General features: G+C 57.8%; 15 protein-coding genes. 6 read left to right on the plus strand and 9 right to left on the minus strand.

All coding sequences use genetic code 11. From position 1 onward, the window contains the following. Positions 1 to 18 precede the first annotated feature (18 nt). The 6 genes from tssA to NLK58_RS14345 all read left to right on the plus strand — a co-directional run bounded on the left by tssA (position 19) and on the right by NLK58_RS14345 (position 11,812). Entirely contained in the window at positions 19 to 1,455 is a 1,437-nt protein-coding gene (gene tssA, locus NLK58_RS14320) for a type VI secretion system protein TssA (RefSeq protein WP_117619100.1), read from the plus strand. Positions 1,456 to 1,487: 32 nt separating this feature from the next. Next, entirely contained in the window at positions 1,488 to 5,081 is a 3,594-nt protein-coding gene (gene tssM / locus NLK58_RS14325; RefSeq protein WP_341581086.1) for a type VI secretion system membrane subunit TssM, read from the plus strand. Between the two features lie 76 nt (positions 5,082 to 5,157). Beyond that, positions 5,158 to 7,239 carry a type VI secretion system Vgr family protein gene (locus NLK58_RS14330; RefSeq protein WP_117619102.1) on the plus strand — a complete coding sequence of 694 codons (2,082 nt, stop codon included), beginning with the start codon at positions 5,158 to 5,160 and terminating at the stop codon, positions 7,237 to 7,239. Beyond that, complete coding sequence (locus tag NLK58_RS14335; RefSeq protein ID WP_341581089.1) at positions 7,239 to 8,105, plus strand: DUF4123 domain-containing protein; 867 nt, start codon at positions 7,239 to 7,241, stop codon at positions 8,103 to 8,105. The genes NLK58_RS14330 and NLK58_RS14335 overlap by 1 nt, the downstream gene beginning before the upstream one ends. Next, positions 8,098 to 10,962, plus strand: coding sequence for a toxin VasX (locus NLK58_RS14340; RefSeq protein ID WP_341581090.1), 2,865 nt, complete (start codon positions 8,098 to 8,100; stop codon positions 10,960 to 10,962). The genes NLK58_RS14335 and NLK58_RS14340 overlap by 8 nt, the downstream gene beginning before the upstream one ends. Further along, positions 10,937 to 11,812 (plus strand): DUF6708 domain-containing protein, encoded by an 876-nt coding sequence (locus NLK58_RS14345; RefSeq protein WP_117619105.1) that lies wholly within the window; start codon positions 10,937 to 10,939, stop codon positions 11,810 to 11,812. Before NLK58_RS14340 ends, NLK58_RS14345 begins: the two co-directional genes overlap by 26 nt. 407 nt (positions 11,813 to 12,219) lie before the next feature. On the opposite strand, the gene NLK58_RS14350 is transcribed toward NLK58_RS14345, so the two are convergent. From NLK58_RS14350 to NLK58_RS14390, 9 genes are all read right to left on the minus strand, one after another. Further along, positions 12,220 to 12,666 (minus strand): hypothetical protein, encoded by a 447-nt coding sequence (locus NLK58_RS14350; RefSeq protein WP_341581092.1) that lies wholly within the window; start codon positions 12,664 to 12,666, stop codon positions 12,220 to 12,222. A 15-nt stretch (positions 12,667 to 12,681) separates the two neighbouring features. Then, positions 12,682 to 13,029: a hypothetical protein gene (locus NLK58_RS14355; protein ID WP_117619107.1), complete on the minus strand. Its 348-nt coding sequence runs from the start codon at positions 13,027 to 13,029 to the stop codon at positions 12,682 to 12,684. Between the two features lie 85 nt (positions 13,030 to 13,114). After that, the gene (locus NLK58_RS14360; RefSeq protein WP_008176957.1) at positions 13,115 to 13,633 is read right to left on the minus strand and encodes an Hcp family type VI secretion system effector; all 519 of its coding nucleotides are present in this window, start codon (positions 13,631 to 13,633) and stop codon (positions 13,115 to 13,117) included. Between the two features lie 226 nt (positions 13,634 to 13,859). Next, positions 13,860 to 15,587 carry a bifunctional protein-serine/threonine kinase/phosphatase gene (locus NLK58_RS14365; RefSeq protein ID WP_341581098.1) on the minus strand — a complete coding sequence of 576 codons (1,728 nt, stop codon included), beginning with the start codon at positions 15,585 to 15,587 and terminating at the stop codon, positions 13,860 to 13,862. A 77-nt stretch (positions 15,588 to 15,664) separates the two neighbouring features. Continuing rightward, positions 15,665 to 16,513, minus strand: coding sequence for a formate/nitrite transporter family protein (locus NLK58_RS14370; RefSeq protein ID WP_117619109.1), 849 nt, complete (start codon positions 16,511 to 16,513; stop codon positions 15,665 to 15,667). A gap of 342 nt (positions 16,514 to 16,855) precedes the next feature. Continuing rightward, positions 16,856 to 17,635: an energy transducer TonB gene (locus NLK58_RS14375; protein WP_341581100.1), complete on the minus strand. Its 780-nt coding sequence runs from the start codon at positions 17,633 to 17,635 to the stop codon at positions 16,856 to 16,858. Continuing rightward, positions 17,632 to 18,042 carry a biopolymer transporter ExbD gene (locus NLK58_RS14380; RefSeq protein ID WP_117619111.1) on the minus strand — a complete coding sequence of 137 codons (411 nt, stop codon included), beginning with the start codon at positions 18,040 to 18,042 and terminating at the stop codon, positions 17,632 to 17,634. Before NLK58_RS14380 ends, NLK58_RS14375 begins: the two co-directional genes overlap by 4 nt. Beyond that, entirely contained in the window at positions 18,039 to 18,434 is a 396-nt protein-coding gene (locus NLK58_RS14385) for a biopolymer transporter ExbD (protein ID WP_117619112.1), read from the minus strand. The genes NLK58_RS14380 and NLK58_RS14385 overlap by 4 nt, the downstream gene beginning before the upstream one ends. Beyond that, on the minus strand, positions 18,421 to 19,209 hold the full coding sequence (locus NLK58_RS14390) for a MotA/TolQ/ExbB proton channel family protein (protein ID WP_117619113.1): 789 nt from the start codon (positions 19,207 to 19,209) through the stop codon (positions 18,421 to 18,423). Before NLK58_RS14390 ends, NLK58_RS14385 begins: the two co-directional genes overlap by 14 nt. Positions 19,210 to 19,292 lie beyond the last annotated feature (83 nt).

Here is a 19,292-nt window from a genome sequence, read left to right on the forward strand (position 1 = left end):
GAAAGTCAGGATAGAAATATGCAGATCATTGAGCAACATCCCTACGTTGAACTGGTTGTCCCGCCACTGCCCGGTGAGTCGGATGTGGGCGAGGCACTCGGAGACGATGCAGCGCTTGAGTATCTGGAAAACGAGATCATGAAGGTGGGCTCGCTGGCCCATACCGACATCGACTGGAGCAAAGTCGAAAGCGCTGCCCTGACCATTCTCTCGGACCGCAGCAAGGATCTGAAGGTGCTGGGCTTTCTGCTGATTGCCCTGCAACGCGGTGGCGACGGTGAACGGTTTGCCCTGTCCCTGTACCTGTTGCACAGGGTTCTGGACGGATGGTGGGAGCAGGCCTGGCCCTACCCCGGGGACAAGGGCAAGCGGGCCCGCAAGATGATGTTCACCCAGATGCTCCAGCGCGCCGGCAAGGGTGTGGATAGCCTGGCGTTCGATGGCAGTGTTGGCGACGGCCGCGAGTTCTGTCTTGATGTTCTGGCCAGGCTGATGGACCAGGCGGCAAGCCGGGAATTGCCGGAGGAGTCACTGCTGGATCTCAAGCGGGCCGTGGAAAAGCTGCCCAGGGTCAATGATGCCACGGCAGCGCCCGAGACCCGTCCGGTAGCATCGCGGGCCAGCCAGGACTCAGACACTGAGACGCGGGATCCAAAACCCGCACAGGCAACGCCTTCCCTGGGTTCGCTCACTCTGGACCCGGGCGACGAGCGGGCAACCCGGCAGAGTCTTCTGAAAGTTGCCGACATGCTTACCGAAACGGGACCGGACCAACCTCTGGGGTATCAGCTTCGCCGGTACGCTATCTGGCAGAACATCACCACGGTGCCGCCGACACGGGACGGCAAGCGGACCGATCTTGCGGCCGTCAGCGCTGATCGTGTGGCCGATTACCGGGAAGCGCTGGAAAAATCTCCGGACCTGGCGTTGTGGCAGCGGATCGAGCAGAGCCTGTCGGTCAGTCCGTTCTGGCTCGATGGGCACTGGTTAAGTGCCCGGGCGGCAGTTGCTCTCGGCCATGCTGCCTGCGCCGAAGCCATTCGTGTTGCCGCAAAAGACTTTGTCGAGCGGCTTGCCCAGTTGCCGGAGCTTACCTTCAACGACGGCACCCCGTTCCTATCCCCGGAAGCTGAAGAATGGCTCTGGTCCGCGCCGGCCAGCGGCGGTCCTGCCGGCAGCGCCAATGCCTGGGAACAGGCCTATGACAAGGCCCGGGACCTGGTTGCGCAAAAGGGGCTGGCTGCCGCGATGCAGCTTCTGGAAGACGGTCTGGCGGAGGCCAGGGAGCCAAGAGCCCGTTTCTACTGGCGTCTTGCCAGCGCACGATTGATGAAAGACGCGGGCCTGAAATCCCTCGCCGCGCAGCAGGTTCAGGACCTTCAGGCACAGGTCCGCGGGCTGGCTCTCGAGGACTGGGAGCCCGCCCTGATCAGGCAGCTTGAAAAGCTGGGCTGATCCCCGGAACACACCAAGGAATCACAGCAGGAATGGACACCATGTGGAGAAAAGCTTTACTCATCGGTCGCTGGCTTCTGCCATACCTTAAAAACGCAGCCCCGGTCACCCTGACACTGGGCGTTATTGCATTGCTGGTGGCCACCTGGTGGCTGGGACCACGCTGGGAAGTGAATGGCGAATTCCCTCTGGCGGCCTGGCAGATGCGGGCTCTGGTAACCCTGGGCGTTGTGCTTGTTGTCGCCATGGTGTGGGGCATGATGCTGGCGCGCCGCCTGCGCAAGGTGAACGTTAAGCAGGCGGAAGAACAGAAGGAGCAGGAAGATCCGGTTCTGCCGATGGAGCGCAAACAACAGCGTTTGCTGGATCGCCAGCTGGCGGCCCTGAAAAGCAATCTCCCGGGCCGCAAAGGCATTTACCGGTTGCCCTGGTATCTGGTGATGGGCCTTGAAGGCGCTGGCAAGACCAGCCTGATTCAGCGCTCCGGGCAGACGTACACGCTCACCAACGTAACCCGAAACAACCGGGTTGATCGCAACCCCTTCGGCTTCGACTGGTGGATCGGCGATGAGGGCGTGCTTATTGATCCGGATGGTAAGCTGCTGAGCCAGAGTCAAGGCGAGGGCGCTGGCGCGGAGATCCAGCAGCGCCTGTGGAATCATTTCATTGCCTGGCTTGAGCGAAATCGCCCACAACGCCCCCTGAACGGGGTGGTGCTGGCGATTGATCTGGCCAGTCTGAGCGTGGCAGATCCCGGCCAGAGGCAGGACCGGGCAATCCTGTTGCGCACGCGTCTTCGGGAGCTGATGGAACAGATCGGTTCGCGCCTGCCCGTTTATGTGACCTTTACCAAGATGGACCTGCTCTATGGCTTTGGTCCGCTGGTGCGAACCCTGAGCAAGCAGGACAAGGAGCAGGCCCTTGGCTTTACCTTCAGCCTCGGAGGTCAGCCGGCTAATGACGACTGGCTGAACCAGTTTGGCGACGGATACACAGCCATGGTTGAGCGGCTCACTGATCGCCTGCCGGATGTCCTGGCCAATACCCGGGACGCCGAGGAACGGGCGGCGGCTTACTCCTTTACCCGCCAACTGGCCGGACTGAAGCCGGTACTGGAGCATTTCCTGACCGACCTGTTGTCCGCGGATGTGTTCTCGACGCCGGCGATGGTTCGCGGCACCTATTTTACATCTGTGTTGCAGGAGGGCGTGCCGGAGGATGCGTTTGTATCAGCGGCTGCTGCCAACTACCAGATAGCTGGCCCCATCCAACCTGCCCAGAGGGCGGGGCAGTCAGCCAACCTGTTCACCCGGGCACTGTTTCCGGAGATCATCTATCCGGAGGCCGGCCTTGCCGGTGATAACCGAAGGGTGGTTCAGACCCGGCAACGCAGGCTGGCCGTGGCCGCAGTGGTGGCAGTATTTGCCGGCGCGGGCCTGACCGCCGGCTGGCAGCATTTCTTTATCAGGAATGCGGAGGCTGCCACTGCCGTTGAAACCCGTATCCGGGGGTTCATCGACAACTGGCAACCGGTGGGGCTTGAACCGGACAACACTGGCCGGAACCTGCTTGGCCCGCTGGACGAGCTTCGCGAGGCGACCCTGGCTTTTGGTGATCATCGCCGGAAGTGGCCGCTGCTCAGCGACATGGGTCTTTACCGTGGCCACGAGGTCGGGCCGGAAGTGGAGGCATCCTACCTGGATATGCTGGCTTACCAGTATTTGCCGGCGCTGATGTTTGGTGTGATGGCTGAAATGGGCCGGGCACCGGACAATAGCACTGAGCGCCTGGAGCACCTGCGGGTGCTGCGCATGCTTTACGACGCCAGTGGTCGCCGGGACGATATCGTGACCCGCTACATGCAGGACTACTGGCAGCACGCGTTCCCCGGCCAGAGTGAATTGCAGCAGCGGTTACTGGGTCACCTGGACTATGCCATGGCCCATACCGACCTGGCACAGCTGACCCGCCAGGGCGATGCCGTCGCCGACATGACCCTGGCGCCGTTCCGCAGCAGCGTTCAATGGGCACAACACGAGCTTGGCCGGATTGCCACGCCAGACCGGGTCTACCGGGATCTGGAAGCCGAAGCGGAACGGGAATTCCGGGCTCCGCTGGAACTGGCCCGGGCATCCGGGCCGGCATTCAGCACGGTGTTCACCCGGGTGGATGAGTATGGCGAGCCGGCCGACTCCGGGCCAGTGGTGGATGACGATCCCCTGATCATCCCCGCGTTGCTGACCCGGGCGGGGCTGGAAAAGTGGTTCCTGCGCAAGTCCGGCTCGGTAACGGATCTGGCCCTGGTGGATGCCTGGGTGCTGGGCCGCCGGGACAACGTCGATTTCAGCAAGGCGGACGAAGCCGAACTGCTGGCCAGTTTGCAGACCCTCTATGCAGAGCACTATGCCGAGGCCTGGCGCATGGCACTCAGCCGCATCAATATTCAGCGGTTTGAGGACCTGAACCACGGCGTACGCATTCTTGAGAGCCTGACCAGCGGCCACAAACCCCTGGCAAACCTGCTTGGGCAGGTTCGCCTCAACACGCGCCTTGTTCCCTCGGCTGAAGGGGAGAATGCTGCGGCCCGGGAGCTTCTGGAGCAGTCGCCCCATTTTCGCATGTTGCAGGACATTGAGCGGCAGTTTGCGGACCTCAACCAGTTGACCCGGAACAATGGCGATCAGCCAACCGGGCTCGAACAGGTCATGATGGTGGTCGGTGAGCTGCACGAATACATGCGCAACATCCAGGAAGCGCCAGACAAGGGCAAGGCCGCCCTCGCCGCTGCCCGGGCCCGAATGGGCCTGCAGGGCGCCGATCCGATCTTCACCCTGCAGCGCATGGCCGGCAACCAGCCGGAGCCCCTGAACCGGCTTCTGAGCCGGCTGGCCACGGAAAGCTGGCGGGTGGTTCTGGACCAGGCCGTGGCACAGCTGGAGCGTGAGTGGTACCGCGAGGTATACCAGCCCTTCCAGCAGAACCTGGCACGCCATTATCCGTTCAACCCTGATTCCGGGCGTGATGTCGCGCTGCAGGACTTTGAGCAGTTCTTTGCCCCGGGCGGGGCACTGGACACCTTTTATCAGGACAACCTGAAACTGTTCCTCGAGGATCACCCCGAACAGGTGGGCGATGCCCGGCGTGCCGGACTGGTGCGCCGTGAGGTACTGGCCTCCCTGGAAAACGCAGACCGGATCCGCAGGGCCTACTTCACCGGCGGTGGCGCCCTGGATGTGGAGTTCGCGTTGGAGCCTCTCAATCTCTCATCCAACAAGCGCCGCAGTGTGGTCAACGTGGATGGACAGCTGGTGGAGTTCAGCCACGGCCCGCGCCAGAGTATTCCGCTGGTCTGGCCCAATACCCTCCGGGACTCTGTGGAGAGCCGCATTACCCTGGTTCCGGTCCAGGTCAACCGTTCGCCCCGCAGCCTCTCGGAGAGCGGCCCCTGGGCGCTGTTCCGCCTGCTCGATAAAGCCGACATTACCGGCGTGAGCAGCAGCGCGGTGGATGTCCGGTTCCGGGTCGACGACGGCGAGATGCGCTATCGCCTCCATGCCGCCAGCAACACCAACCCGTTCACACAGCAACTGCTGGCGGGGTACCGTATACCCCGCAGCCTGTATTAGACTATCCAGGCCCAGGTGATGGCAGGATGTTGTCACCGGGCCTCAGGAAAATCCTCACTCTTCAGGGACCGAAGACATGCCCCAGGCAAGCGGACTGCAGTTTACCGCCACCATTGGCGAATTCCCCTCTGATCACTTTTCCGTTGTTGGCTTTGCGCTGACAGAACGGCTGTCCGAGCTGTTCCAGGGCCGCCTTGACCTGGCCAGTACCGATCCGTCCGTTGGCGCGTCCGACGTGCTGGAGCAACCGGTGGATCTGGTGATCTGGCGGGACGGGGCACCGCTGCGGCGCTTCACCGGTGTGGTCAGCGAATTTGCCCGCGGCGATTCCGGCCACCGGCGCACCCGCTACCAACTGGTTATTCTGCCGCCGCTCTGGCGCCTGGAACTGATGCACAACAGCCGCATTTTCCAGAACCAGGGCACGGACGTGATCGTGCGCACCCTGCTCGAGGAGCGGGGGATCGTCGACACTATCTTTGATCTCAAACGCAGGCCCCAGGAGCGGGAATACTGCGTCCAGCATCGGGAAAGCGATCTGGCCTTTGTCGAACGACTGGCTGCTGAGGAAGGGTGGCACTATCGCTACCAACACGGCAGCCTGGATGGTCAGGAACCACCTGCCCTGATTTTTGCCGATCACCATGGTGACGCGCCACGGCTGGAGGCTGTGCCATACAACGGAAAAGCAGGGGGCAATACCCGAACGCCTTGTATTTTCCGTTTCGCGTACCGAGAGCGGGTGCGTCCTGCTTCGGTCGCCATGAAGGATTACACCTTCAAAAACCCGGCCTACGCCCTGATGCATGAACCGTCCGGCGACCAGCTCGTCCACCGGGAGGATTACCAGCACTACGACTACCCCGGCCGATTCAAACAGGACGCCAGCGGCCGGCCTTTCACCGAAGCGAGGCTGGAGGCCCTGCGCAGCGACGCCAGCACCGCCCGTGGTGAAAGCAATCGCCCGGATTTTGCGCCTGGCGCCAGGGTCCTGCTGACCGACCATGACAGCGAAACCTTGAACCGGGACTGGCTGCTCATGGCGATCACCCATACCGGCTCACAGCCCCAGGCCCTTGAAGAAGAGGCTGGCCGCGAACCGACAACCTACGGCAATCACTTCAACGCCATTCCGGCGGACCGCGTCTGGCGGCCACTGTGTGAACACAAACCCCTGATGGATGGGCCCCAGATGGCCATGGTCACCGGCCCGGAAGGCGAAGAAATCCATTGCGACCAGTTCGGCCGGGTGAAAGTAAGGTTCCCCTGGGATCGCTACGCAAAAAATGACGAACACAGCAGTGCCTGGCTCAGGGTCAGCCAGGGCTGGGCCGGCGGCCAGTATGGCTTCATGGCCCTGCCCAGAATCGGCCACGAAGTGATTGTTTCTTTCCTGGACGGCGACCCGGACCAGCCCATCATCACGGGGCACACCTACCACGCCACCAACACACCGCCCTACGCGCTGCCGGAACACAAGACACGTACCACCCTCAAGACCCGGACACACAAGGGCGAGGGTAGTAACGAACTGCGATTCGAAGACGAAGCAGACCAGGAACAGATCTACATCCACGCCCAGAAAAACCTGGACCTGCTGACGCAAAATAATCGCACCGAAGTCATTCGGAACGACAGCCACCTGACGGTAGAAAACAACCGCTTCAGCCATGTCAAAGGCAGCAGCCATCACACCGTGGACGGCGAAAAACGTGATCAGACTGGCAAGGACCACAGCTTCAACGTTACCGGCACCCTGCACCTGAAAGCCGGCACCGCCTGGCTCAGTGAATCCGGCACCGAACTGCACATCAAGGCCGGCCAGAAAGCCGTGATTGAAGCCGGCGCCGAAATCACCCTCAAGGCTGGTGGCAGCTTTGTGATGATCGATCCCAGCGGCGTGGCCATGGGCGGGGCGGCGATCCAACTGAATGCCGGAGGTTCGCCAGGGAAGGGTAGCGGACAGAAGGTGCAGGTGCCGGAGATGCCTGGGTCGGTGGCCAGGGAAGGGATTGTTAGTAACGCGCCTGAAAAACTGCCAGAGGCCCCCCAAAGGCCGATGGCCAAACCAGATCAGATACGGGCCATCAAGAATGCAGCGAATCAGGGCAAGGGGATTTGCCAGGTCTGCTCACCGGAACCACGAGGAACGACCTGATGGGCAATCTGGCTGGCCTTGCAGAAGAAAGTAAAACTTTCCTGCTAATTGATGGCGCCAAGGTGAAAGACCTGGCACAGGCCATCTACCGCGAAGAAGCGAACCCTCGCTGTGATGCGCTTTACCGGGGAACTGAACTCGCCGATTTGTTGGAGGTATCGCCCTGGTTGGTCGAAACACACTTGAACAGTGCACTGGCACGGAAGTGTTTTGAGGAGTGGAAGCAGCTGGGGGCTGCTATCGTTTTGCAGGCCGATTGCCCGTTCGAAGATGTTCTGGACCATTTGCGCGGGCTGCTTATAGCCCGGCTGGCGACGGGAGAAGAGGTTATTTTTCGGTTCTATGATCCTGAAATCGCGCGGCACCTGTTGAAGCGCGATTCATCAGGTAAGGGTGTCAGGCGGTTTATGGGGCCCTGCAGTGTCTTTGCCATCCAGGACCGCCGTTCGGGCGAGTGGGAATGCCTATACAATCACCAGCCATCGGATGAAAGTCAGCAAGAGGTGTTCACCGTTCACAAGGAACACCAGGTTGCCATGGAACGCGCCGCAGAGCGGACAGCCAGAAGCAAGCTGGAAATTCACACGGCAAAATACTTTCCGCATCTGCTTCACCATCCTGATACAACCGGTCAGGCTTGGGGAGTGATATCTGATCTGGTCAGCCAGGCCAGAGGCCGAGGTCTATACAGCACCCGTGATATTGCTCTGTACATCAATACGATTGGCTGGCTTGGGCACCATGCATTCGAAGACAGTGATGTGCAGAGCCTGTGGAGGGAGAATTCCGCATCACCGGCTAAAGCCATAGTGCGAATTGCAGAATTTGCCCAGAAAAAGTCAAAGGAGGGACTGGCTCATGGGTAGTGCTAACAGCTCAGCATTTTTGCAGGGTGCCGATGACATCGACTCGGCGGCACAGGTCTGCCCGCTCCAGCTCAAAACCGTTGCGTTGTATCCGGTGCGCTGGGCGATCAGTCAGGAAGAAGTTGCTTTGCCCGCCAATTTCCAACCACCTTCCGTCGCGCTTGGAACTACTCATTACTGCGTTCGCAAACTGACGGCCGGTTGGGTCTACATGTTCTCCGAAGCCTTCGGAACGTTGCATGAGTACCGGGTCAATGAGCAGGGCCAGATAACGGAAGTGCAGCCTGGTGTAAACTCTGTACTGCTGCCAGATATTGAAGCGCAAAGTGCTTTGCCCGCCATACACCACCCCGCGGAAGGCGAGGTGCTTCTGAAATTCGTGCAGCATCGATGGACTGTGCGTTTGCAGGAACTTGTGCGAACGGACGTGCAAGTTCGTGAAGAACACATGCAGTCATTCGACTTGAGCGGACTCCCGGAAAAGCGTGAAGGCGTAAATATCAGCGAAACCGAAGCGATAAGCGGGGTGGTTGAAGATTTTCGGCCAGAGCCAATGGATTTCGAGTGGAGCCTGACGGAGTTTGCACAGGGAATCGGAGAGTCGGATTTGCAGGGGCAGTGCAAAAAGGAAACTGAATTTTCGTACTGCGTTGCTCTTGATGATGAAATCGGTATCACCTCCGAATTAGGCCAACTGCATGCACTTCATGTAAATCTGATCATGAATTACGCGGAGGAGAACGCCTACGCCTACACCACCTCCCAGATGGTGGACGCGCTCATTGCCCGTGAGGCCAGTAAGAAGGAAACGGAAGACGAACGGAATGAGACAATAGAGGAACTCAAGGAACGCATCCGTTCCGCTGACAAGGACGCGTTCATAGAGGGTTACCATAAGAAAATTGAGGAATACGACCAGGCACGTGGCCGCATATTTGATGATTGGAAAAGATGGATCGACTCTGTGCAACTGGCAAAGAAGCTGGAGTTCAACGACATATATTGTGCAACTGGGTTTGAAGCCATCGAGAAAGAGCTTGCAGACATCCTCGACGGTTACGTCGGCGCAGAAAAGGGCAGGCAAGATGCAGAGAAATGGATGGTCGCAGAAGATGATGGGGCCGGTACTCTAGAAACCTTGCTCAAAAGTGTGTTGTTCCTAACATCGGCTGCAAACAAGATTACTCGAAAACTGCAAGATCTCCCCGAATTCGATTATGGCAGCCTGAAGGTGGTGGATCGGATTTATGACATGCCGTCGTATGTGCCGGTAAATCTCTCTACCGACACTCTAATGCTGGAGTTTGCCGCCCCCGCTGCCGTCATGGGGGAGTGGGCGAAAAACGAACAAACCCGTCCACAGTGGAAGAAGTGGATCAGGCATGTCTCGAAACGTTACGGCATCGAGCTCCACGAGCGTGAAATCAATCTGAATGACGCAACAGAATTACTTCTGGAAGTTAATCGCAGATCGCTGGACGCGGCGTTGGGTCACAACCTTTCTGAATTCTCAATGACACCACTGGCAGCCGGCATGGCCGATGCTAGGATCAGGGGTTATCTGCGCGAAGGGTTGATGAACGTGTTCCACCTTGATCCGAATCTAAGAGACAACCCATTCGGGTGGCTTCACACACGCCTTGGTCCGTTTGTTGAGAGTATCAAGGAGAACCGGGGAAAGTTTATTGGGGCGGTGACCTTCTTTCAGGCGATCAATATGGCCAACCTGTTCTCGGGTTTGAAAGAGACCCGGGAAGACGTGATGCTGGGGGATCGCTCGGTACTCGACCGTTGGCTGCCTTTTATGGATAGTCTGGCCAATGTGGCCGAGGGTGTCATTAACGGCAGCGCTTTATTGGCAAAGTCAGAACACGTGAATGCTCTGAAATCGAGGATGTCATTGGCAACAGGGTCAAAGGCTTCAGTGGCCCTTAGCGCATCTAAAGAACTTAGGGTGGTGGGGCTTGTAACGAAGATAATTGCAAAAGGAATGGTTAAGACTGTTGCAATAGCTGGGCCGATATTAACGATGTGGTTGGAGTTGAGGACGATTAACAGATCCCTGGAAACTGGACACCACGCCTCCACAGCCCTAGGAAACGTTCAATTCGGGCTCAGTGTCAGTCTTCTTGTTTTACCCGGCTTGGCTGCGATTGGGGTTTTCTCATTAGGTGTGGGGGTGGCCGTAGGGGTTGCGTTGATCATAATTTCCATCGCGATTGGCATGGTACAGGCCTATATTGCCCGATCCCAGATTGAAGATTTTCTATCTCTGTGTTTCTGGGGTAACGCGCCCACGCTGCGATACTGGAATGAACAGTCCAGGCCATTGAGCGGAGAGCTGCTGGAGGAAAGCCGAACCGTAATTTCGCCGGATGAGGGCGTTGAAGTCAGGCGCTATTTCGAAGCGGAACTGGATGCGTTCTACTACATGCTGTTCTCCCCCATAGTGCAGATAACCGAGTACATGCCCAAGCATTGGGACGTTACCCAACAGGGCGAACAACGAGTTCTGTCGGAATTCACGAGTCTCGTAGTGTATTTCCCGGGTTTTATCGAGGGGACTTGCGCGGTTTCCATCAAGCTGTTCGAGGCGAATAGAAACTGGTTCTCTGACGACGATTCGAACGAGATTACCCGTCTGTTTGATAATAGGAAGAAGGTAGAGGCTACTTCCCATGGGGCGATTTACCGGTTTACCCACTACAACCACGACAATTGGGAGCAGCTTGAAATGCTGATTGAGTACGTAAAGGATGGCCGGAAAATCACGGGCGAAAACGGACTCCGCCTCATTTTAAATGGAAATGACGTAGAGGAGTTGAGTGTCGATGAAAGACTCACCTTTGATTTGTGATTTTCCAGAAACGGATCTGGAAGACCTGCTTGAAACCAGGGTATTCCATACGCGGGGAGCACGGCTTGCGAGTCCACCGGCGAAGCCAGTGGTTGGTGTATCTGATTCGTCGGAAGAGATGGAATTGGCCGTTGCTTACATCTGCGAACGATTTATAGATTTACGGACGGCATTTTCCCTTTTCCGAAGAGGTATGCTGGTTGTCGTAAATCTATTTATGGTGGCCATCCTGTTACTAATGTGGTTAATGGATAACTTCTATTCGGAAGCGCTAATGGCAACAGCGGCTTTCCTTGTGCCCGTATGGGCTGCGTGCTATTTATTCGAGATCTTCTTTCCGCTAACGCTGCCAGTCAGAATAGATCGCGAGGGCAAGTGTGTCTACGTTGTCCGTCGGGGTACCTGTTACCAGATCCCCTGGCAAGAGCTAGAGGTGGCCTTTTCATACAATTGGCAATATTTTGGTTCAGGCGTGATGTGGGATAAGCAATATTACGCCCATATCTATCTTCGGGATAAGAATTATTTATGTGGTAGACGCCCTAAAAAGCAACTGGAGCGTAAGAAGTTTTTTTCTTGTTATAAAGAGGAAGATCTTTATCGGAGGTGGAACTTTGTATTGAGATTCTTTAATCGAGGCAGACTTCCTGAAGATTCTGATAATCTTGCTTTGGCTAACTACGATTCATATTTGGATGAGATGCAAGGGAAGTCTTTAAGAGCCAAAGTTTTTGGTCATCTGGTTTTTATTTTTCTTATGCCAACCGTTATTTGGTGGAAATTCTCTCCTTTCAAATACAAGTGGCCGAAGGAAATAGAAGCCATTTTCGGGAAAGCCAACTACTACTAGCGTACCGGGGCAGGGCACTACAAAGCCATCCTCGTCAAAAAAGACAGCTATTTTCTGGAGCTTTGTCGGTACATTGTTCTAAATCCGGTTCGCGCTGCCATGGTTCGACCCGCTGTTGATTGGCTATGGAGCAGTTATCGAGCGACGGTGGGTTATCAACAGGACTTAAAGGCACCTTGAAACGCTATGCTGACATCGCCTCCTTCCGGAACGAGGCAATCATTCTATCCTGTGCAAGCGGGGCATACCGCATGAAAGAGATTGGTGATTTCTTTGGGCGGCATTATTCCCGTGTCAGTAGAATTCCTCGAGAGGCAAAAGGCAAGACTTGACCCCGGTTGTTGATGCGTCCATGTTTACCGCCACCCGTGCAGACGAGACATAGACGGCGTAGATAATTCGTACCTTTAGTGGACCTTCAAAGTGGATAACACTTCGTCGGAAACGCTATCAGTAGTGCTGATAATAATCCATGATGAAGGGTGTTGCGACGTTGCTATAAATGCAGTGGTGTAGCGGTTTACGGCCACAGAGAAGCCAAAGATTCCCTCGCCTAAGTCCAGTTCCGTCACGTTACCGGAGGATTTCTGCGCTTCCCGAAAACCCTGTCTGACTTCTTCTACTGCCGTTGAGAAGTCTGGGTTGGTTTCCATCGTCAGTATAGAGCCCACCAATTCCGTGTCGAGCCAGAGCTGAGTCTCAAACGGTTGGACATTGACACTATCAAATCGTCCACTACTGAGTTCAAATTTGATGTTATTGGAAGTGTGAAATTCGATGGATTCTTGATTAAGAGAGGCACAACCTGAGATCAGGCTGACCCAAAAAATCCCGCAAGCGATGAACGCTTTCATTAAACGGATCCCTGTTCAATTTAAAGAGTCGATGATACCAGGTTTGAATTGCGCAGCGCGGAAGCGCTTACACATTAGGTTAATGCGCACGTTTCCCAGTAGAAAGGGCTCTCCAGACTTTCTGATGATTCGCAGAGCCCACTTTCTTAATTTATTGCCGGGCATAAGCAAATCCTGCGGGCTGGGAACTGCGTCAATCCAAGTGCTGCAGTCTTCCGTTTCTGCCAATAATTCCACCACTTTAATAATAGTTCCATCCGTGATTGTGGATGAGGTAAACAGACGGGCATTGCCTTGCCCATAAAACGACCTGATGATTGCTTGAATGATATCAACATCATTCTGAATAATTGGGTCGCTCATGCTCTTCGTTCCTTGGAGTTCCAAAGCGGATACTCCGAACACCTCTCGGCCTCCGGAGCATCCATTCCGCTAGTGGCGGTCTGACTTACGCCTCGATCGGCGAGCGCCAGTCGTCGGCACCGGAAGTGCCGGCAACGGCGTGCTCCCAGGTGACCTTGCGGTAGGACAGGGAAACGGTGACCAGTTGGGTGAAGTCGGCGTTGCCGGCATCCTGGCAGTGCGGCATGTTGCAGTTGATGTCGATGATGGTGGCATCTTCGAGAATGGTGGAGAAGAAGTGCTCCTGCTTGCCCTCAACGGAGGTGCGGTACCACTTCAGTTCGACCTTCGGCAGCATTTCGCCGGAAGCCAGGGCGTTGTACATCAGCGGGGTGGCCTTGTTCAGTGCCGAGGTGAACTTGAATGGCTTGTGCACACGCTGGCCGGAGGGCTGACCGGACTGGGGGTCGGTCGGTACGGTGACAACGTGGCTGAATTCCTGGACCAGCACTTCGTCTTCGTGGCCTTCGACGTAGATGTTGCCTACGGAATCGGACGTGAATGCGCCGGCAGTGATGTTGCCCTGAGTCTGGCCTTCGATGCTGATATAACAAGGAGTTGGCATAGTCATGCTCCATGACGGGTGAGTGAGTAACGTCCCCGGGGTGTTCCCTGGACGGTTACTGATATTACAAAGCCTGTGCCAATTCAGTTAAAGCCAGTTAAAACGAGTTAAAACAGATGGTTGCCGGATTTCCGGGATTGCTTTCCACACTGGCGGGCAATCCCGCGCCCGCTTGCCGGGCAACGGATTGCTGGCGAGGCAAGAAATTGCTCGAGTGGCCCCTGCGTTAGTCAAAGGCCAGGGAGGTCAGCAAGGCCAACAATAGCAAGGCGGATACACCTTGCCAGAAGGCGATGGGATGCCGCTCGATCAGCGGCGGACGCTGCCGCCTGTGCCAGTCCATTGCAGGGTGGCGGAGGTCGTACAGGTACTCCGAGAGTGCCGGGTAGCGTTTGTGGGCCTGTGGATGAACCGCCTTTCCGATGGCCTCATCGAACCAGCCGGGTACATCCTCCCGGAACAGCCGGACCGATTGGTAATTGAGTCGGCGCAGCTGGTTGCGGCTATGCAGTTTCGGAACTTCGGCTCCGTAAGGCAAGCGGCCGGTAAGCAGCTGGTAGGTGATCACCCCGAGGGAGAACAGGTCGGATTCGGGGCCACCGGGTTCTCCGAGGAAGGTCTCGGGAGCACTGAACAGGGCGGCACCCCGTGGCCCGGGCTGCTCTTCCGGGGTTTCGGACTCCTCCAGGCCGGCGACCCGGGTGGCGCCGAAATCAATCAGGGTAATGGTGCCGTGGGCGTCCACCAGAACATTGTCCGGTTTCAGGTCCTGGTGCACCATTTCCAGCCGGTGGAAGGCTCGCAGGCCCCGGGCGATCTGCTCTACCAGATTGCGCACGGTTTCCAGGTCCGGAGCCGGGTTGTCCAGCATCCATTGCCGGAGTGTGCAGCCGTCCACGAATTCCGTGGCCAGGTACAGAAACCCGGGTTGCCGGTCCGGCGCAAACGGGCGCACAACATGGGCATTGTTGAGTCGCCGGGCAATCCACTGCTCGGTGAAAAACTGCTCCAGGTACACCGGGTCATGCCGCTGCTCCATGGATGGCAGCTTCAGTACCACGCGGGCTTCGGTGGCTTCATCCGCAGCGAGGTAAACATGGCTGCGGCTGCTGGCATGTATCTGCCTCAGAATCCGATAGCCATCAAGGCTTTGCCCGGGGCGAAGCTCGGGTGCGAAGGGCAGTCCCGCGAACTGCCGGAACAGCTCGTCGTTCCCGCGCTCCGAGGGCACCGAGTCAACCCGGATAATCTGTGCGGTCAGGTTGTCATCGCTTCCCCGCTCAAGGGCGGCGGCCGACAGGCGGCGGGCGGCTTCGTCGAGATCGTCTCCGGATTCACGGATGATGGCCGCCATGCCGCGCTCATCAATGTGCTCATGGATGCCGTCCGTTGCCAGCAGGAAGGTGTCGCCCGGCTGGATCGGCAGGCTCTGGTAATCGATATCCAGCTGGTCCCCGATGCCCATGGCCCGGGTCAGGCAGCTGTCCTCCCGTGAAAGCCAGAGCCGATGGTCGGTGGTCAGGAGCTCAAGCTGAGCCGGGTGAACCCGGTAGATGCGGGAATCACCGATATGAAACAGGTGTGCCGTGGCGGATTTGAACACCATCACGCTCAGGGTGCAGACATAGCCACGGTCCCGGGCATAGCGGTACTGGCTTTGCCTGGTCTGGGCATACAGCCAGGCATTCGTTGCCCGCAAAACACGTTGGGCAGACTGCTTGACGGACCAGCTGTCTGGCGTTGAAAAATAATCACTGAGAAAACCGGCGACCGCGGATTCGCTGGCGATCTGGCTGACATTGCTGGAGCTGACGCCGTCGGCGATGGCAACGGCAATGCCTTTGGTCACCAACTGATGATTGTCCGGCACCAGCAGTCCGTGAAAATCCTGGTTGACCGGTTTTTTACCGGCTTCTGAGTGCTGGCCGGCAGAGATGGCAAGGAAAGCTGTCATCGTCAGGCAGGGTTTCCACTGTAAAAGAAAAGGCAACTCCGGCGGGTGCGGCTACCGGAGTTGCGGGAGTGCCGGGCTTAGGTGGACCGCGCCAGGGCGGCGGCGTTACGGGCGGCCGGAGCCTGACGTTTCGGTGCTGTGCGGACGTGGGTGGTGTAAAGGGTCAGACCGGTGAACGCGATCCCCCCGACCAGGTTGCCAAGAACGGTCGGGATTTCGTTCCACCACAGGTAGTCCATCACCGAGAACTCGCCTCCCATGATGAGCGCAGACGGGAACAGGAACATGTTGACGATGGAATGCTCAAAACCCATGAAGAAGAACAGCATGATCGGCATCCACATGGCCAGGATCTTGCCGCTGACGTTGGTGGAGATCATGGCGCCAACCACCCCCATGGAAACCATCCAGTTGCACAGCATGCCGCGGATGAAGATGGTGGCCCAACCGGCAGCGCCGTACTCAGCGTAACCCAGGGTACGGGCTTCACCAATACTGGCAATCTTGGTGCCAACCGCGCCAGGGTCTGTGTTGAAACCATAGGTGAAGATAAACGCCATCATGAAGGCAACGGTCAGCGCACCACCGAGGTTGCCGAGAAAGACCCAGCCCCAGTTCCGCAGGATGCCTTGCACGGTCACGCCGGGCCGTTTGTCGAGCAGCGCCAGCGGTGTCAGCATGAACACGCCGGTGAGCAGATCAAACCCCATCAGGTACAGCATGCAGAACCCGATGGGGAACAGGATCGCCCCGATCAGAAAAACGCCGGTCTGGACCGCAACGGTGATGGCAAAAGCTGCCGCCAGAGCCAGGATGGCCCCGGCCATGAAGGCCCGGATCAGGGTGTCCCGGGTGGACATATAGATTTTCGATTCGCCCGCGTCGACCATTTTGGTGACGAACTCTGAAGGCGCGATGTAAGACATAGTGTGTTCCTCTGACCTTAACCTGATAACCAACCCGATGGACTGGCCACAAAAAACGGCGTTACCCGCCGCCTGCATTTCGCAGGTGCAAGTAGACGCCGTCGTCTGAATGAAGCTGTTGCCGTGAACAGAACCCACATTGGTTCCGTTAGCAGGAGAGATTGCAGAGACCGTGCCAGAGTGATTATGGTTTGCCAAACAGCACTGATTTCAATGAGGTAAAGGTCGGTGGCGGGTTTGTGGTGGTCGTCATGGTAACTGCGCTTACCCGAGCCTGCGCACCTGTTCGGTGCGTGGCCGGCCCCTTATGCTGCAGGCTGGCGCAATCAGCGGGGCAAGCTGTCAGCGCAAACTGAAGCGCACCGGCAGCGCGTAGCGGAAGCGATTCCCTGAGATCTCCCTGGGCACGGCGGGCAGAGGCGCGGCCTGTTCCAGCATGGCCAGGGCAGAGTCGTCCAGCAACGAGTGGCCGGAGCCGGTTTGCAGGCTGTGTGCTACCAGAGAACCATCTCGCCGGAATTCGAAGACGATCACCGGTGTGCCTTCCTGCCCTAGTCGCCTGGCCCGCCGGGGGTAGTCGTAAAAACGGGCCAGGTGGCGCCTGAGGCGGCTCAGATAGTGATCGACCTCGGAGCGCTCGCCTGCGTTTTGCAGTGGAATGGTGGCGCGGGACTCGGCTTCCTCCACCTCACTTTCCGCCGGTTGGGAAGTGGAAGATTCTGCCGCTGCCCCAGTCTGGGTACGCTCAGGCTCTATGGGGGTTGATTCCGGCTCCGGTACCTCCGCCACCATTTCTGGCTCTGGCTCTGGCTCTGGCTCTGGCTCTGGCTCTGGCTCTGGCTCTGGCTCTGGCTCTGGCTCTGGCTCTGGCTCTGGCTCTGGCTCTGGCTCTGGCTCTGGCTTCGCTTCGGGTTGCGGGCTGGGCTCGCGCGTAACTTCCGGTTCAGGCCCAGGTTCCGCGGCAAGCTTGATGCGGATGGCCGGTGCCGTGTTGATGGCGGCCTCGCCCAGGGAATTGAGCTCCACGGTTTTCCCGGGTGCGGTCAAGACCAGAGCGCCGGCTGTAATTGCCGCTGCAAGCATCAGCAAAACGAAGCGTGAGGGTTGGGGTTGCAGAGTCATTCACCCGGCTCCGTCAGCAACAGAATATCCGTGTGGCCACCCTTCTCAAGCACCCGGAACAGGGTTTCCAGATCCGCCATGGTGATCGTTTGTGCTGCAGCGATTCTCAGGGGGTGCAGCTCATTCGGGGCAGGCAGAGTTGATAGAAGGGACTCTTCATCAAGTGTCTCTCCGGCAATCCGCCAATTGCCCCCGGCATCCACTGTCAGATCGGCATCGGGTGGCCGCTGCTCCCGGGTCTGCGTTGTGGCGGGGAGCTCGGGCAGCGGGTCGTCGGCAAGCTGGCCTGCCACAATGAAAAACATCAGCAGCAGGAACACCAGGTTGATCAGCGGCAGAAGGGCATCTTCCACTCGCTCCATCAGGGATTTGCCAGAAGAAAACGGGGGTGGAACCAGGTCGGTCATGGTGCTTTGTCGTTTTCCCGTTTCCAGTGAGTGTCGATGCCACTGTCGGTCAGTTGGCTGAGTGCCAGGGTGAAGGCGCCAAGGCTGGCGTCGTTCGTCGTGGCGAGGTTGACCTCGGTTATCCCGGCCTGTGCAAGTTCAGGGAGGAGATGCTCCAGTGGCATTGTCATGTCCTGCCACTGAATCTGACCGTTTGCGATAACGGTCAGCTCCGGAAGCGGTTCACCAGTCGCCGGACTCCGGGCGGACGGGTTGTTGGCCAGTTCCAGGTGATCCACCGGCTGCAGGCGGCTGGTGAGCATAAAAAACACCAGTAGAATGAACACCACATCAATCAACGGCGTGATGCGGATTGGTATCGGGCGATTCGGCCGGGGTTCAACCAGTTGCATGGGCGAATCGTCGATCGCTGGCGCTGTCGTATGAGAGATCGGCCCCGGGCTGGGTTGACGCACACTCCCGGGTTGCCACGGCCTGCCGGGCATCAGCCTGCGCTTTGGCATCGGGGTCAACGGTTACGTTCAGGATCGAAACCAGGGTGCTGTTGATGGTTTTGTGAATGCGGCGTAAACGGAATTCCACCCAGGCTGCCAGTGCTGCAAAGGGTATGGCAACAACCAGGCCGGCTGCAGTGGTGGTCAGGGCCTCATAAATACCGCCACTCAACTGGGTGGCGTTGGCGCGTCCTTCGGTGGCTGCCATGGCGCTGAAGGCTTCCATCATGCCCAGCACGGTTCCCAGAAGTCCCAGCAAGGGTGCCAGGGCCGCAATCACTTCAATGATTTTAAGGGGCGCTTCGAACGGCTCCAGTGACTGCTGCGCGTCCCGTGCCGCGGTTTCACGAATCTGCCGCTCATCCTGCTGGCTGTTCAGTGCTTCAAAGGTGTTGGTAACCAGGTGCAGCAACGGATTCAGCCTGCCCCAGCGACCAGCCTGTTCACGAATGGCGGCGGGCGACACAGAGCCGGGGTTTTGTTGCCAGCTGATTACGGTTTTTTTAAGACTACCCGGCAAGCGGGGTGCGTATAGTGTCCCCAGCAACATCAGGTAGATAAAGGTAACGACGCCAAGCACGGCGATCACCAGGAGCACGACCATCACCGGCCCGCCCATCTCGGTCAGTTGAGCCAGCAGGCCGTTGCTAAAAGGCGCGGAAATGTCTGTCATGGCATGACCCTCAGGCGCAATGAAGTTGGATCTAAATAATAAAGATTATTATTTAATATGCAAGAGTGTAACCTGATACCGGT

Source organism: Marinobacter metalliresistant (genome assembly GCF_038098645.1).
Lineage (GTDB): Bacteria > Pseudomonadota > Gammaproteobacteria > Pseudomonadales > Oleiphilaceae > Marinobacter > Marinobacter metalliresistant.

Bases quoted from the DNA above. Each gene is read 5' to 3' on its own strand.
- tssA (WP_117619100.1), top strand. From the start codon at position 19: ATGCAGATCATTGAGCAACATCCCTACGTTGAACTGGTTGTCCCGCCA.
- tssM (WP_341581086.1), top strand. From the start codon at position 1,488: ATGGACACCATGTGGAGAAAAGCTTTACTCATCGGTCGCTGGCTTCTG.
- NLK58_RS14330 (WP_117619102.1), top strand. From the start codon at position 5,158: ATGCCCCAGGCAAGCGGACTGCAGTTTACCGCCACCATTGGCGAATTC.
- NLK58_RS14335 (WP_341581089.1), top strand. From the start codon at position 7,239: ATGGGCAATCTGGCTGGCCTTGCAGAAGAAAGTAAAACTTTCCTGCTA.
- NLK58_RS14340 (WP_341581090.1), top strand. From the start codon at position 8,098: ATGGGTAGTGCTAACAGCTCAGCATTTTTGCAGGGTGCCGATGACATC.
- NLK58_RS14345 (WP_117619105.1), top strand. From the start codon at position 10,937: ATGAAAGACTCACCTTTGATTTGTGATTTTCCAGAAACGGATCTGGAA.
- NLK58_RS14350 (WP_341581092.1), bottom strand. From the start codon at position 12,666: ATGAAAGCGTTCATCGCTTGCGGGATTTTTTGGGTCAGCCTGATCTCA.
- NLK58_RS14355 (WP_117619107.1), bottom strand. From the start codon at position 13,029: ATGAGCGACCCAATTATTCAGAATGATGTTGATATCATTCAAGCAATC.
- NLK58_RS14360 (WP_008176957.1), bottom strand. From the start codon at position 13,633: ATGCCAACTCCTTGTTATATCAGCATCGAAGGCCAGACTCAGGGCAAC.
- NLK58_RS14365 (WP_341581098.1), bottom strand. From the start codon at position 15,587: ATGACAGCTTTCCTTGCCATCTCTGCCGGCCAGCACTCAGAAGCCGGT.
- NLK58_RS14370 (WP_117619109.1), bottom strand. From the start codon at position 16,513: ATGTCTTACATCGCGCCTTCAGAGTTCGTCACCAAAATGGTCGACGCG.
- NLK58_RS14375 (WP_341581100.1), bottom strand. From the start codon at position 17,635: ATGACTCTGCAACCCCAACCCTCACGCTTCGTTTTGCTGATGCTTGCA.
- NLK58_RS14380 (WP_117619111.1), bottom strand. From the start codon at position 18,042: ATGACCGACCTGGTTCCACCCCCGTTTTCTTCTGGCAAATCCCTGATG.
- NLK58_RS14385 (WP_117619112.1), bottom strand. From the start codon at position 18,434: ATGCAACTGGTTGAACCCCGGCCGAATCGCCCGATACCAATCCGCATC.
- NLK58_RS14390 (WP_117619113.1), bottom strand. From the start codon at position 19,209: ATGACAGACATTTCCGCGCCTTTTAGCAACGGCCTGCTGGCTCAACTG.